Raw genomic sequence first — 13,379 nt, 5'->3', positions numbered from 1 at the left:
GTCACATCCTCTCGGGGGCGGAGACGCCGAGCAGACGCAGGCCGTTGGCGATCACCGTGCGGGTGGCGTCGTTGAGCCAGAGCCGGGCCCGGTGCAGGTCGGTGACCTCCTCGTCGCCGCGCGGCAGGATCCGACAGTTGTCGTAGAACCGGTGGTACGCCCCAGACAGCTCCTCCAGGTACCGGGCCACCCGGTGCGGCTCGCGCAGCTCGGCGGCGGAGGCCACCACGGCGGGGAACTCGGCGAGCGCCTTGAGTAGCTCGTTCTCCTTGTCGTGGGCCAGCAACTCCGGACGGAACGCGTCGGCGTCGCCCCGGGTCAGCCCCACCTCGGCGGCGTTGCGGGCCACGCTGGCCGTGCGGGCCGCCACGTACTGCACGTAGTAGACCGGGTTGTCCCGGGTGGCCCGCGTCCACAGCTCCACGTCGATGTCGATCGGCGAGTCGCTGGAGTAGCGGGCCAGCGCATACCGGGCGGCGTCCACGCCGATCGCGTCGACCAGGTCCTCCAGCGTGACCACCGTGCCGGCCCGCTTGCTCATCCGCATCGGAGCGCCGTCGCGGACCAGGTTGACCAGCTGGCCGATAAGAATCTCCAGGGTGACGGCGGGGTCGTCGCCGAAGCAGGCGGCCATTGCCCGCATCCGGCCGAGGTAGCCGTGGTGGTCGGCGCCCAGCATGATCACCACGCGGTCGAAGCCGCGCTCGCGCTTGTCCAGGTAGTACGCGCAGTCGGCGGCGAAGTACGTCCATTCGCCGTTGGACTTGCGCAGCACCCGGTCCTTGTCGTCGCCGAAGTCCGTGGTGCGCAGCCAGACGGCCCCGTTGGTCTCGAAGACGTGCCCCTGCTCGCGCAGCCGGGTCAGCGCCTGGTCCAGCTCGCCCCGGTCGTGCAGGTCCTTCTCGTTGAAATAGGTGTCGAACTCCACCCCGAAGTCGCGCAGCGACGACCTGATCTCGGTGAACATCAGCTGCACGCCCTCGACCCGGAACACCTCCTGGGCGGCGTCGTCGTCCAGCTCCAGCACGTCGGGCCGGCGGGTACGGACCTCGGTGGCGATCTCGGCGATGTACGCGCCGCCGTAGCCGTTCTCCGGGGCGGGCTCGCCCTTGGCGGCGGCGAGCAGCGAGCGGGCGAACCGGTCGATCTGGGAGCCGGCGTCGTTGAAGTAGTACTCCGTGCCGACCTCGGCGCCGGTGGCGCGCAGCAGCCGGCTGAGCGCGTCGCCGACGGCGGCCCAGCGGACCCCGCCGATGTGCACCGGGCCGGTCGGGTTCGCCGAGACGAACTCCAGGTTGATCTTCTGACCGGCGAGGGTCTCGCTCCGCCCGTATGCCGGGCCGGCCTCGACGATCGACCGGGCGAGCTGGGCGGCGGCGGCGGCATCGAGGCGGATGTTGAGGAAGCCCGGCCCGAGGACCTCCACCGACTTGACCCCGGGGGCCTGACCGAGCTGCCCGGCCAGCGCGGCGGCCAGCTCCCGCGGGGGCACGCCCACCTTCTTGCTGAGCTGGAGGGCGAGCGTCGAGGCGTAGTCGCCGTGCTCGGGATTGCGTGGTCGCTCGACGGCAGTGCGCTCCGGGAGCGCGGAGCGGTCCAGGTCACGATCGACGAAGACGGCGTGGGCTGCGGAGAGGACGACCTCGGCCAGTTCTGCGGGAGTCACTGATCCATGTTATCGGGGGTAGACTCGGGCACTCGGCGGCGACCCTGCGCGTGAAATTCGACCCGCCACCCACCCTGACCGACCGACCTGACGAGGCACGATGAGCATCAGCACCCCGGGCGGCCCAGAGCGCCGTCCGACCGTGGTCACCACCGGCAAGAAGCCGGCGGCGGGCCGGCCTGCGTCCGACGCCAAGGCCGGGACCGCCAGGTCGACGGGCGACAGCCCACGTCCTTCGGCTGGCGGCAAGGGCAAGGGCCCCCGCAAACCGATCTCCCCGGTGAAGGTCAGCCAGGGCCGGGCCTGGGGGCCGATCGCGCTGTTCACCGCGGTCGGCGTCCTCGCCGTCGCGATCATCGGCTTCGGCGCCTGGGCGACCTTCCAGGGCTCGAAGCCATGGGAGAAGCGGGCCGCCGACATCGACGGCATCGTCAACTTCCGCGACAAGGACCCAGAGCTGGTAAAGGGCAGCAACCACCAGGCGGGCTCGATCAAGTACGTGCAGTCCCCGCCGGTGGCCGGCCCGCACAACGCCACCTGGCAGAACTGCATGGGCGACGTCTACGACGCCCCGATCGCCAACGAGCACGCGGTGCACAGCCTGGAGCACGGCGCGGTGTGGATCACCTACCGCTCGGACCTGCCGGCCGACCAGGTGGCGACGCTCAAGAGCAAGGTCGCGGGCCAGGAGAAGCTGCTGATCAGCCCGTACGAGGGGCTGGACAAGCCGGTCTCGCTGCAGGCCTGGGGATATCAGCTCAAGGTCGACAAGGCCGACGACAGCCGGATCGACGAGTTCATCAAGGCGCTACGGGTGAACGCCTCGATCGAGGGCCCGACCGCCAACTGCGGGCAGCCGGGCATCACGGCCACCGGCACCACGCCACGTGACGGCGAGCCGATGCCCACCCAGTAATCCCGACACTGAGGAGAAGGGCGAGGACGCCGATGACCGCAGCCACGACGACCGATCACGACCTGGCAGAAGCCCCGGTCCCCGACGACGGTGGGCGGGTGCCCGCGCGCCGGTTCGGCACGCTGGCGGTCGCCGTAGCCGTCGTGGTCGGCCTCCTCCTCGGGTACGCGGGCGGCCTGCTCACGCCGAGGCTCACCCGTCCGGGTGACGCCTCGGCGGAGGCGGGTTTTGCCCGGGACATGACCAGCCACCACGCCCAGGCGGTGGAGATGGGGCTGATCGCGTTCCAACGGGGCACCGACCCCGAGGTGGTCAGCATCGGCGGCGACATCGCCCTCGGCCAGCAGGGCGAGCTCGGCACGATGCAGAGCTGGCTGCGCTCCTGGGGCCTCGACCCGACCGGCTCGCAGCCCCGGATGGCGTGGATGCCGGGCGGGGAGGCCACGGTCCGCGACGGGCTGATGCCGGGAATGGCCACCCCCGAGGAGCTGGCGAAACTGCGCACCGCCCAGGGCCGGGAGCTGGACGTCCTCTTCCTGGAGCTGATGATCGACCATCACCTCGGCGGCGTCCACATGATCGACGGCATCCTCGACGTGAGCGACGAGCCCGACGTGGTGCGCACCGCCCAGACGATGAAGAACACCCAGCAGACGGACCTCACCAACCTGCGGCTCGCCCGCGACCGACTCAAGGGCTGAGAGCACCCCCGCACGAGCCGGGAGGCCCGCGTCCGACGCCGACACGGCGGGGCGCGGGCTTTCGCCGTCCGCCCACTCCCCTCCCGAGCCAGTGTCCGATTAGCCACTTTGGCGGGCTTCACGACCGAATACTGCGGTTGATGGAGTTTTCTACCCACATATCGTGACCAGTAGCGATTCGTGCTCGTTGCGCAGTACGTGGGGGTTGCACTCAGAGTCGCAGGGCGCTCGGTCACCAGCTGGTGCCGGCGCCACACCATCGGCGGTGACGGAACGGTGGCAACCGTCCGTCGCGGACAGCGGCAGGGCGAGCCGGGAACGCTCAGCCGCGAACAGGAGCTGGAACTGATCGACGTCCTGCGGGGCGTCCACCCCGACGAGTTCGGCCTGGACGAGAAGCTGTGGACGCGGCAGAGCCTCACCACGCTCATCCAGCGCCGGTTCGACCCGGCGATGGACGTCGGCGCCGTCGGGGCGTACCTGCGGGCCTGGGGGTTGGGGCCGCGCGAGCCGCGCGAGCGCGCCTGCGGGCTCTGCGTCGGCGCGGTCGAACGCTGGGTGCGCCTGGAGTACCCGGCGATCACCCGGGCCGCCCAGGAGCACCTTTCCGAGGTCTACTGGATCGGCCGGGTACGGCTGCGCGGGACCATGCCGGCGGCCGACGTGATCTCGGCCGTCTCCTCCCGGGGGCGGGTCCGCTTCATGGTGACCACGCCGTCGGTCGACCCGCCGCTGCCCCGGGACTTCGTGCTGCGCCTCAGCGGTGCCGAGGAGCGCTCGGTGCACCTCATCATCGACGGCTCCTGGCCGAAGAACGAGTGGCCGCGCCGACTGCCCCGACGCATCGCGCTGCACCCGCTGCCGAGCTGCGGGCGCGCGGTCGCGGCCTGAAGCCGCGGGGGCGGCCCTGGCCCGGCGGCTGGTCAGCGCCGGGACCGCCACGTCGGTGACACGGAGCCGGTCATCGGATACCGATTCGATGATCGGTGGAGGCGTTTGCTAGTCTTCTCGAGTCGCTGAGCCCCCGTAGCTCAGGGGATAGAGCACCGCCCTCCGGAGGCGGTGGCGCAGGTTCGAATCCTGCCGGGGGCACCGCCGATAAGCACTACAGAAGGCCGCTACCCAAGGAGAATTTGGGCAGCGGCCTTCTTCGTATGCCCCAGCAGGGTTCTCCTGCGGGGAACCGGGACGTGGGCGTCGACAAGGGCCTTACCCCAGGGGCGGGGCGTACGGGTTCCTGCCGGCCCGGACCGCGTCGAGCAGCGCGGCGGTCCGCGCCTTGACCGCCGTGTACGGGCCGCCGCCGTAGCTGACCCGGGCCGCGCCGAGCCGGGCCAGCTCGGCCAGGCTCGGGGCGCCAGGCTTGAAGAGCAGGTTCACCGGGGCGTCCGCGCCGGCCACGAACTCCGCAATCTGCTCCGGGTCGGCCAGGAAGATCGGGTAGACGCAGTCCGCCCCGGCGGCCCGGTAGCGCCGGGCCCGGTGGACCGCCTCGGCGGTGCGACCGGCCGGGTCGCCGGCCTCGAGCAGGTACAGGTCGATCCGGGCGTTGAGCACCAGCGGCACCCCGGCCGCGTCGGCCGCCGCCCGGACGGCGGCGAGCAGGCCGGCCTGCTTTTCGGCGTCGTACAGCGTGCCGGTGCGCGGGTCGGAGTCCTCCAGGTTGCAGCCGACCGCCCCGGCGGCGAGCATCCGCTCAACCAACTCGGCCGGGTTCAGCCCGTATCCCCGCTCCAGGTCGGCGGTGACCGGGACCGGCACGGCGCGGGCGATCCGGGCGACGGCGGCGAACATCTCGTCGACCGGGGTCGCCTCGCCGTCGGCGTACCCGAGGGACTCGGCGACTGCGGCGCTGCTGGTGGCGACGACCGGGAAGCCGGCTGCGGCGACGGCCCGGGCGGACCCGGCGTCCCAGGCGTTGGGCAGGACCAGCGGGTCGCCGGTCTTGTGTAGGGCACGCAGCACGTCCGCGCGCTCGACGAGAGTCGATGAGTTTTCGGTCATCACCGCATCATGGCAGTCCGTGGGCAAAGCCTGTTCTTCGAAAGAGCCGTGTCGGGCGTACGACCGAGAACACGGCGGCTGCGGCTGAGCCGGCTGTGGCAAGCACCACTTCTCTGACCGATCGGTCAGCCCCTGACCGATCGGTCAGGCATGCTGTTTGGCATGGCACGAGCGCAACCGGAGACACCCGCCGAGATCCTCGCCGCAGCCGGCCGGCGGTTCGCCGTGACCGGCTACAAGGGCACCTCGTTGCAGGACATCGCCCGCGAGGTCGGCGTCTCCAAGGCCACCGTGCTCTACCACTTCGCCAACAAGGAAGCCCTGCTCGGCGAGCTGATGGCCCCGGCGATCGCGGCGCTGCGCGAGCTGGACGACCGGTTCACCGGGCTGAGGGGCACGGACGCCCAACGGGTCGCCGGCGAGGGCTTCGTGGACCTCTCGGTGCACTTCCGGCGGGAGATCGCGCTGCTCCGGGGGGAGTTCCCCAACCTGCTCCAGCACCCGGCGTTCGCATCCGTGCACCAGATCTCCGAACGGCTGATCACGGCGTTGGCCGGCCACTCGACGCGTCCGGCGGCCCGGGTCACGGCGCTGGTCGTTCTCGCCGGGATCGCCGAGACGTGCGGCGAGTTCGACGACATCGCCGACGACGAGCTACGCGAAGCCCTGCTCGGTTTCATCCGGCGGGCGCTGGAAACCCCTCAACCGACTCCACCACCGTCCGATTCCCCAACGATCGAGGAAAATATCTGATGGCGACCCTGTTGTACCGGCTCGGCCGAGCCTCGTTGCGCCGCCGACGGCTCGTCGCCGTCATCTGGCTCGTCGTGCTCGTCGGCCTCGGCATCGCCGCAGCGACGCTGCGCGGCCCGACGGCAAGCAACTTCACCATGCCCGGCACCGAGTCGCAGCAGGCGATCGATCTGCTCGGCGAGCGTTTCCCAGAGGCCAGCGGGGCCACCGGAACCATCGCCGTGAAGGCTCCGGCGGACGGCCAGCTCACCACGCCCGAGGGGCAGGCTCTGGTCAAGCAGGTCACCCAGGAGGCAGCCACCCTTCCCGGCGTGGTCGGCGCGGTGGACCCGTACCAGTCCCAGGCGATCTCCCCGAACGGCCGGTACGCGCTGATCCAGGTGCAGTTCGCCGGCCGCGCCGACGACGTCACCGACTCCCAGCGTGAGGCATACGAGAAGGTGGGCGCGCAGGCCGAGGCGCAGGGCTGGCAGGTCGCCCCGGGCGGCGAGGTGCTCAGCGGTGAGCCGGAGATCGGCTCGACCGAGGCGCTGGGCGTCCTGGTGGCGGCGGTCGTCCTGGTCATCACGTTCGGCTCGCTGGTCGCGGCCGGGATGACCATGCTCAACGCGCTGATCGGCGTCGGCGTCGGCATGGCCGGACTCTTCGCGCTCAGCGGCGCGATCGAGCTGACCAGCACCGCGCCGATCCTCGCCCTGATGCTCGGCCTGGCGGTCGGCATCGACTACTCGCTCTTCATCACCTCCCGCTACCGGCAGAACCTGCTGGAAGGGCTACCCCCGGAGGAGGCCGTCGGCCGGGCCGTCGGAACGGCCGGCTCGGCGGTGGTCTTCGCCGGCACCACGGTGGTCATCGCACTGGCTGGCCTGGCGGTGGTGCAGATCCCGTTCCTGACCGTGATGGGCCTGGCTGCCGCCAGCACGGTGACCATCGCCGTGCTGGTCGCGATCACCCTCGCCCCGGCCCTGCTCGGCTTCGCCGGTTCCCGGGTACTCCCCCGCAAGCTGCGCAAGGCCGGGGCGGCGACCCCCGGGGCCGGAGTGGCCGACACGCCCGAGGCTGCCGCCGCCGCCGAGGACCGCAGCGGCTTCGGTTTCCGCTGGGCGCGCCTGGTCACCCGGCTGCGCGTACCGGTGATCCTGGTCGCCCTGCTCGGCCTGGGCCTGCTCGCGCTGCCCGCCCCCGACATGCGGCTGGCCCTGCCGGACGCCAGCACCGCCGCGGCCGGCTCGCCGGCCCGGGTGAACAGCGACCTGGTCCGGGAGGGCTTCGGGCCGGGCTTCACCGGCCGGCTCGCGGTCCTCGTCACGTCCGACTCGCCGCAGGCCACGGCCGCCGCCGCACCACAGGTCGCGCAGCTCGTCCAGCAGACGGACGGGGTGCTCGCGGTGGCCCCGGCGCAGACCGACCGGACCGGGCGCACCGCGCTGCTCGGGGTCATCCCCAAGAGTGGTCCGACCGACGAGGCCACCGAGAACCTGGTGCACGACATCCGCCGGCAGGTCTCCGGCGTCACCGGCGCGGAGGTGCTGCTGACCGGCGCGACGGCGATCGGCATCGACGTGTCGGAGAAGCTCTCCGACGCGCTCCCGGTCTACCTGCTGCTCGTCGTCGGCCTGTCGATCCTGCTGCTGATGCTGGTGTTCCGGTCGATCCTGGTGCCGATCAAGGCCGCCCTGGGCTTCCTGCTCACCGTCGCGGCGACGTTCGGCATCACCGTCGCGATCTTCCAGCAGGGGCACCTGGCCGACCTGGTCGGCCTGGACTCTCCGGGCCCGCTGGTCAGCTTCCTGCCGATCCTGCTCATCGGCATCCTGTTCGGCCTGGCCATGGACTACGAGGTCTTCCTGGTCTCCCGAATGCGGGAGGACTTCGTGCACGGTGACACCGCACAGCAGGCCACCGTCAACGGGATGGGGCACGGTGCCCGGGTGGTCACCGCCGCCGCGCTGATCATGATGTCGGTCTTCGGCGGCTTCGTCTTCCTCGACGACCCGGTCATCAAGTCGATGGGCTTCGCGCTGGCGATCGGCGTGGCCATCGACGCCTTCGTGGTCCGGATGACCATCGTTCCGGCGGTGATGTCGCTGCTCAACAGCGCCGCATGGTGGATCCCCCGCTGGCTGGACAAGATCCTGCCCAACGTGGACATCGAGGGCGAGGGCCTGCGCACCCACCTCGCCGAGAAGAAGCCGGCCGACGCCTGACCCAGCCGGCCCCGGGGCCCCGTTCCGCCGCTGCGTCGGCGGGCGGGGCCCCGCGCGTCACACCCCCGCCGGGTACGTCTCCAACTCGCCGAACGTGGTGAGCGCGGGCAACGGATGCAGGGCGGTGGTGTCGTCGCACCAGACAAAGGCGTCGTAGCGCTCACCCAGCCGGGTCGGCACGTAGTTGCCCCAGGACTCGAAGCTCGGGTCGTACACCACGCCGATCGCCCGGTGGTCGTGCTCGTCGGTTACCCAGCCGGGCTGATCCGGGCCGTCGAAGACCAGCACCGCCCGCTCCGGCAGCAGCTCGTGCAGCAGCCGCTCCACCGACCCCGGCCGGGCCGGCGGCACCACCATCACCTCGGCCGGCGACCCCCAGCTCGGTGCCGCCAGGGCCGTGCCCCGGTAACCGCCGAAGCCGATCAGCACCACGTCGTCCGCCCCGTGCCGCTCCCGCCCGAGCTGGCCGATGTTGATCATCCCGGCGGCCGTCATGGCGGTGCCCCGAGCGTCCCCGATATGGGTGTTGTGCGCCCAGACGACGCCCCGGGCGTCCGGCCCGTGGAAGTTCAGCAGCCGGTCCAGGGTGTCCGCCATGTGGGTGTCCCGCACGTTCCACGACTCGGGCCCCCCGGCGACCATCGCCCGGTAGTAGCGCTCCGCGCCGGCCACCACCTCCGCGTTCTGCCAGGCCGAGAAGCGGTCCGGGCCGTCCGAGGCGGCGCATTCGCGGGTACGCGCCAGCATCCGCACCACCTCGTCCTCGCAGCGGGCCGAGACGAACCGGCTCGCCGCGCCGTACTCCTCGATCCGCCGCCCGTACGGCTCGAAGCAGCGGTACGCCTCCTGCGCGACCTCCAAGGAGGACGGATCCTCCTCACCCAGGTAGTCGAAGATCGCCTGCATGGACTCCCAGAGGCTGTAGACGTCCAGCCCGTGGAAGCCGGCCCGCTCCTGCTCCGGCCGTTCCAGGTTCCAGGCCCGCAGCCACCGGCAGAACCGGGCCACCTCGGCGTTGGCCCACATCCACGTCGGCCAACGCTCGAACCGCTCCAGGGCGGCCCGCGGATCGGCGAGGCCACCCGCGGCGGCGGTGACGGAGCGGTGCACCCGCTCACAGTCCGGCCAGTCCCCCTCCACCGCGACGAAGGAGAAGCCCTGCTCGGCGATGAGCCGCCGGGTGAGCTGCTCGCGCAGCCGGTAGTAGTCGTGGGTGCCGTGCGTCGCCTCGCCGATCATGACGATCCGGGCGTCCCGAACCCGCTCCAGCAACGGATCGAAGTCACTCGGTGCGCCGAGCCGCTGTACCAGCATGTTCGCGGCTACCCGACCCCGTTGCGGGCAAACCCGGCCGGGGGCCCCCCCCCCCCCGGGGGGGGGGGGCCCCCCCCGCGACCGGGTGGGGATCCCCCCGACGCATGGGCGGCGGCGCAGCGGGTAGCCGGCGGGCATGACGATCAGTGCCAACGAGCTACGGGAGTACCTGGCCGGGCTCGACTACCCGGCCTCCCGCGCCGACCTGGTCCGCTGGGGCCAGGAGAACGGCGTCAGCACCGAGACGTTGCAGATGCTGCGCGCACTACCGGCGGAGTCATTCGACTCCCCCGCCGAGCTGACCGAGGCGTTGGGCAGCCTCGCCTGAGGCGCCCCGCGCCAGCCGGCGGCTCGACTGGACGGCTGCCCTCAGCGGAGCAGGCGGTGCAGGGTGATCCACTGCTCGGGCCAGACCTCGCCGACGAGGGCATCCTGGTCCAGGCGGACCGCGCGCAGGGCGGCGTCCACCCGGGCCCGGGGGCGGTGCCGGCGCAGCGAGGCCGCGAGCGACCCGCCGACTCCGCCGAACCCGGCCTCCACGAGCCTCCGGTACGCCGGCAGGTCGCCGGGCGGCAGTAGCGGCTCGGTACGCCGCTCCAGGCGCAGGATTCCGGCGTCCACGCCCGGCACCGGGCGGAACGCGGTCCGGGACACCGTGCCGGCCAGCCGCCACGCGTACTCCGGCCAGGTCAGCACGGTCAGCCGGCTCCACCGGCCGCCGTGGCCGGTGCGCTTGCGGGCGTACTGGAGCTGGGTCAGCAGGGTGGCCGAGCGCAGCCCGTCGGCGGCGAGGCACCAGCGGACCACGGCGGCGGTCAGCGACCACGGGATGTTGCCGACCACGGCGAACGGTTCCGCCGGTGGGGTCGCCGCCAGAAAGTCGGCCCGCCGCAGGGTCACCCCGGGCAGGTTGGCGCAGGTCACCGCCAGCTCCGCGGCGGCGACGGGATCGATCTCGTACGCGACGAGCCGGCCGCACCGGGCGGCCAGCGCGCGGGTCAGCCGGCCCTGGCCGGCGCCCACCTCCAGCAGCAGGTCGTCGCGATCAGGTCGGGCCGCCCCGACGATCCGCGCGACGGCGGCCGGGTCGGCGAGGAAATTCTGGGACAGCACGCGACGGGACCGGTCGCGTTCGGTGGCACGGGTACGGCGGGGCGCCATGGGTCGTCGTCCTGTCTGTCGCCGGGCGGCGACGGGCACGGACAGGCGGCCGGCGGGCAGCCGGCGAGCGGGCCTGTCCGAGTGGAAGGGGACTCGGACGGCCCTCGGCACGGAGGTACGCGAACAGCGGTCACCGCCCGACCGCAGGTGCCCTCAGCGGCTGGGCCGCGGGTGGGGCGGGTCGGGTCGGGCTCGATCACATCACGGCGCGGCTGTGCCGCACCGGAGGCGGGTCGGATCGACGGAGGCGATCAGGCGCGGGTCGCGTCCCGGCCGGCCGGGGCCGGACGCCGGACTCGCGGGCGGGCCACCAGAAGCGGGGCCCACGCGGCCGGCGTACCGACCACGTCGATCAGGGCGTTCGTAAACATGGCGCGAAGGTAACCGAAACGGACTCCCCCGGCGATCGAATTAATCCGGCACCCGGATCGCCGTCCCGACCGCCCGGCAAACCGAAGAGCGACGCAGCCGACCGGCAGTCGGGGGCGTTGGATTCGTCGGTCAGCCCGGGAGGGTGACGGTGCGGCCCTCGGCACGGGCGGTCTCGGCGGCGTCGAGGACGGCCACCACCTCCCGGCCGAACCGGACGTCGCAACGGTGGTCCCGGATGCCGGCGTCGATCTCCTCGATGAGCTGGTCGATCGCGGTGGAGAACGCGCTCTGCGCGTTGCCGTCCCCGGGCGGGACCTCCGTGACGCCGTTCTCCCCGAAGAAGACGAAGTCGCGGGTGGCGGCCCCGGGCGGGGCGTCGAGGGTGAGCGACACGACGCTGGTCGCCCCGCCGTCGTGGGTGAGCAGCAGGTGGATCAGGCCGCTCGGGCCGTCGGCGGCCGCGACCCGGCTCACCCGGCCGAGCACCGGCAGGATGATCGACAGGGCGTGCGGGCCGATGTCCCACAGCGCGCCCCGGTCCCGCCGCCACTGCGACCCGCCGTACGGGTTGCCGGGCTGGAAGATGGACGTGAACATCGTCGCGCGGGCGTGCTGCCAGCCCCCGGCCGCGGCGGTCGCGGCGAGGAAGCCGGTCACGTTCGGGTGGAACCGCTGTGTGAAGAAGACCACGGAGGCGACGCCGGACTGCCCGGCGGCGGCGACCACCCGGTCGGCGTCGGCAAGGTTGAGCGCCAGCGGCTTGTCCAGCAGTAGGTGCCGGCCGGCCGACGCGGCCCGGACGGCGATGTCGGACTGCACGTCCGGAGGCAGCGCCACGGCGACCGCGTCGCAGGCATCGATCAGCGCGTCGACCTCGGTGAAGGCGGGCACTCCGTGCCGCCGCGCCAACTCGGCCGCCCGGTCGGGGTTGCGGCCCCAGACCCCGACCAGTTCGGCGCGGGAATGCGCGCCGATCGCCGCCGCGTGGGTCTCCGCCGCCCAGTGGCCGGTGCCGAACAAGCCGAACCGCAGCACGTGAACTCCCGGTGTCGTCGCCGGCCACGGCAAATTCCGGTGGCCGTGATCCACGCTAGTCGCCTCGCCCGTCCCGTGCGGGCAGCGGGCCCGCAACGGGCCGCCCGAGGCTGTGGGCCGACGCCCGGCTGACCGAGGCCGCCGACCAGGGCTGCGAACCTACATCCGCCGGCCCGACGGACGACGAACAGCACGACGGACGGCGGGGCGGACGACGAACGACGGACGACGGGGCGGACGACGAACGACGGGGCGGACGGCGGGGCGGGGCGGGGACGAGTACTACGGGGGTTAGTAGGCTGTTCCGGTGATCGAGACTCCGACTCCGGTGCCGTCGATGACCAGCGTGGCCGCCGCCGGCTCGCCGGTGGACGGGACCCTCGCGACGGCGACGATCGTGCTGTCGCTCGTACTCGCGGCATGGGCGCTGGCGGCGGCGGTGCGCAACCGGCCGCCGGACCGTGTGCAGCTCGCCGGCCTGGCCGTGCTCGAGCTGGGCCTGCTCGCGCTCACGGTGGTGGCGCTGGTCGCCCTCGGCGGCGGCGAGCGGCCGGACGAACCCGGCGCGTTCTTCGGCTACCTGGTGACGCTGGTCTGTCTGCCGCCGCTGGCCTGGGTGCTGGCCCGGATGGAGCCGACCCGGTGGGGGTCGGCGATCATCTGCGCGGTCTGCCTGGTGACCCCGGTCGTGGTGGTCCGGCTTCAGCAGACCTGGGAGGTGCTCGGTGGTTGAGACGGAGACCCCCGGGCGGGTCACGAACAGTGGGCCGGGCCGGCTGCTGATCGCGGTGTACCTGATCTTCGCGATCGCCGCGACCTCCCGGGCCGGGTTGCAGCTTGCCACGAAGTTCGACGAGGCACCGGTGGCGTACCTGCTCTCGGCGCTGGCCGCGCTGATCTACATCGTGGCCGCCGTGGGGCTGGCCCGGGCCGGTCAGGCGGGGCGACGAATCGCGCTGGCCTGCTGCTCGGTGGAGCTGGTCGGGGTGCTCGGCGTCGGCGTCCTCAGCCTGGTCGACGCCGAACTGTTCCCGGACGAGACGGTGTGGTCGCAGTTCGGCAGCGGCTACGGCTACATCCCCCTGGTGCTCCCGGTGCTCGGCCTGCTCTGGCTCTGGCGCACCCGCCACCCCCACCCCTGACCCCCACCCACCCCGACACATTCACGGAAAGAGTGGCCATGGGACGCGGAATGGCCACTCTTTCCGTGAATGTGCGGTCGCTCGTGGGGTGGGTGGGGTGGAAGGTGG

The 13,379-nt window shown here is 72.5% G+C and carries 13 protein-coding genes and 1 tRNA gene; 9 read left to right on the top strand and 5 right to left on the bottom strand.

Going from position 1 to position 13,379, the window contains the following annotated elements:
- Position 1 precedes the first annotated feature (1 nt).
- A complete protein-coding gene (gene argS, locus SNR22_RS16840; RefSeq protein ID WP_320067529.1) occupies positions 2-1,666 on the bottom strand; it encodes an arginine--tRNA ligase in 1,665 nt (554 codons plus the stop codon).
- Positions 1,667-1,766: 100 nt separating this feature from the next.
- Here argS and SNR22_RS16835 point away from each other — a divergent pair, with 100 nt between their 5' ends.
- The 4 genes from SNR22_RS16835 (at position 1,767) to SNR22_RS16820 (ending at position 4,375) form a co-directional block, all read left to right on the top strand.
- A complete protein-coding gene (locus tag SNR22_RS16835; RefSeq protein WP_320067528.1) occupies positions 1,767-2,582 on the top strand; it encodes a DUF3105 domain-containing protein in 816 nt (271 codons plus the stop codon).
- 32 nt (positions 2,583-2,614) lie between these two features.
- Complete coding sequence (locus SNR22_RS16830; protein ID WP_320067527.1) at positions 2,615-3,283, top strand: DUF305 domain-containing protein; 669 nt, start codon at positions 2,615-2,617, stop codon at positions 3,281-3,283.
- Between the two features lie 198 nt (positions 3,284-3,481).
- Positions 3,482-4,174 carry a winged helix-turn-helix domain-containing protein gene (locus tag SNR22_RS16825; RefSeq protein ID WP_320067681.1) on the top strand — a complete coding sequence of 231 codons (693 nt, stop codon included), beginning with the start codon at positions 3,482-3,484 and terminating at the stop codon, positions 4,172-4,174.
- Positions 4,175-4,303: 129 nt separating this feature from the next.
- A tRNA-Arg gene (locus tag SNR22_RS16820) sits at positions 4,304-4,375 on the top strand.
- Between the two features lie 117 nt (positions 4,376-4,492).
- On the opposite strand, the gene SNR22_RS16815 is transcribed toward SNR22_RS16820, so the two are convergent.
- Positions 4,493-5,287, bottom strand: coding sequence for an isocitrate lyase/phosphoenolpyruvate mutase family protein (locus SNR22_RS16815; RefSeq protein ID WP_320067526.1), 795 nt, complete (start codon positions 5,285-5,287; stop codon positions 4,493-4,495).
- Between the two features lie 162 nt (positions 5,288-5,449).
- Here SNR22_RS16815 and SNR22_RS16810 point away from each other — a divergent pair, with 162 nt between their 5' ends.
- The gene (locus tag SNR22_RS16810; RefSeq protein ID WP_320067525.1) at positions 5,450-6,040 is read left to right on the top strand and encodes a helix-turn-helix domain-containing protein; all 591 of its coding nucleotides are present in this window, start codon (positions 5,450-5,452) and stop codon (positions 6,038-6,040) included.
- The gene (locus tag SNR22_RS16805) at positions 6,040-8,247 is read left to right on the top strand and encodes an MMPL family transporter (RefSeq protein ID WP_320067524.1); all 2,208 of its coding nucleotides are present in this window, start codon (positions 6,040-6,042) and stop codon (positions 8,245-8,247) included. Before SNR22_RS16810 ends, SNR22_RS16805 begins: the two co-directional genes overlap by 1 nt.
- Positions 8,248-8,304: 57 nt before the next feature.
- Here the strand turns inward: SNR22_RS16805 and SNR22_RS16800 are convergent, their stop codons facing one another.
- Entirely contained in the window at positions 8,305-9,561 is a 1,257-nt protein-coding gene (locus SNR22_RS16800) for an erythromycin esterase family protein (RefSeq protein WP_320067523.1), read from the bottom strand.
- Between the two features lie 136 nt (positions 9,562-9,697).
- Here SNR22_RS16800 and SNR22_RS16795 point away from each other — a divergent pair, with 136 nt between their 5' ends.
- A complete protein-coding gene (locus SNR22_RS16795; RefSeq protein WP_320067522.1) occupies positions 9,698-9,889 on the top strand; it encodes a DUF2795 domain-containing protein in 192 nt (63 codons plus the stop codon).
- A gap of 41 nt (positions 9,890-9,930) precedes the next feature.
- Here the strand turns inward: SNR22_RS16795 and erm are convergent, their stop codons facing one another.
- Both erm and SNR22_RS16785 read right to left on the bottom strand, forming a co-directional pair.
- Positions 9,931-10,722, bottom strand: coding sequence for an ErmE/ErmH/ErmO/ErmR family 23S rRNA (adenine(2058)-N(6))-methyltransferase (erm, locus tag SNR22_RS16790; protein WP_320067521.1), 792 nt, complete (start codon positions 10,720-10,722; stop codon positions 9,931-9,933).
- 501 nt (positions 10,723-11,223) lie between these two features.
- On the bottom strand, positions 11,224-12,126 hold the full coding sequence (locus SNR22_RS16785) for a Gfo/Idh/MocA family oxidoreductase (RefSeq protein ID WP_320067680.1): 903 nt from the start codon (positions 12,124-12,126) through the stop codon (positions 11,224-11,226).
- Between the two features lie 340 nt (positions 12,127-12,466).
- Between SNR22_RS16785 and SNR22_RS16780 the strand changes: the two genes are divergently transcribed.
- Both SNR22_RS16780 and SNR22_RS16775 read left to right on the top strand, forming a co-directional pair.
- Positions 12,467-12,862, top strand: a complete 396-nt coding sequence (locus SNR22_RS16780) for a hypothetical protein (protein ID WP_320067679.1) — start codon at positions 12,467-12,469, stop codon at positions 12,860-12,862.
- The gene (locus SNR22_RS16775; RefSeq protein WP_320067520.1) at positions 12,855-13,271 is read left to right on the top strand and encodes a hypothetical protein; all 417 of its coding nucleotides are present in this window, start codon (positions 12,855-12,857) and stop codon (positions 13,269-13,271) included. Before SNR22_RS16780 ends, SNR22_RS16775 begins: the two co-directional genes overlap by 8 nt.
- Positions 13,272-13,379 lie beyond the last annotated feature (108 nt).

The organism is Micromonospora sp. RTGN7, from assembly GCF_033804645.1.
GTDB lineage: Bacteria > Actinomycetota > Actinomycetes > Mycobacteriales > Micromonosporaceae > Micromonospora.
The sequence above is the reverse complement of the archived record's forward strand: the minus strand, read 5'-3'. Positions and strand labels throughout refer to the sequence as shown.

Excerpts from the sequence above, each read along its gene's own strand:
- SNR22_RS16835 (WP_320067528.1), top strand. The coding sequence starts at position 1,767 with ATGAGCATCAGCACCCCGGGCGGCCCAGAGCGCCGTCCGACCGTGGTC.
- SNR22_RS16830 (WP_320067527.1), top strand. The coding sequence starts at position 2,615 with ATGACCGCAGCCACGACGACCGATCACGACCTGGCAGAAGCCCCGGTC.
- SNR22_RS16815 (WP_320067526.1), bottom strand. The coding sequence starts at position 5,287 with ATGACCGAAAACTCATCGACTCTCGTCGAGCGCGCGGACGTGCTGCGT.
- SNR22_RS16810 (WP_320067525.1), top strand. The coding sequence starts at position 5,450 with ATGGCACGAGCGCAACCGGAGACACCCGCCGAGATCCTCGCCGCAGCC.
- SNR22_RS16805 (WP_320067524.1), top strand. The coding sequence starts at position 6,040 with ATGGCGACCCTGTTGTACCGGCTCGGCCGAGCCTCGTTGCGCCGCCGA.
- SNR22_RS16800 (WP_320067523.1), bottom strand. The coding sequence starts at position 9,561 with ATGCTGGTACAGCGGCTCGGCGCACCGAGTGACTTCGATCCGTTGCTG.
- SNR22_RS16795 (WP_320067522.1), top strand. The coding sequence starts at position 9,698 with ATGACGATCAGTGCCAACGAGCTACGGGAGTACCTGGCCGGGCTCGAC.
- erm (WP_320067521.1), bottom strand. The coding sequence starts at position 10,722 with ATGGCGCCCCGCCGTACCCGTGCCACCGAACGCGACCGGTCCCGTCGC.
- SNR22_RS16780 (WP_320067679.1), top strand. The coding sequence starts at position 12,467 with ATGACCAGCGTGGCCGCCGCCGGCTCGCCGGTGGACGGGACCCTCGCG.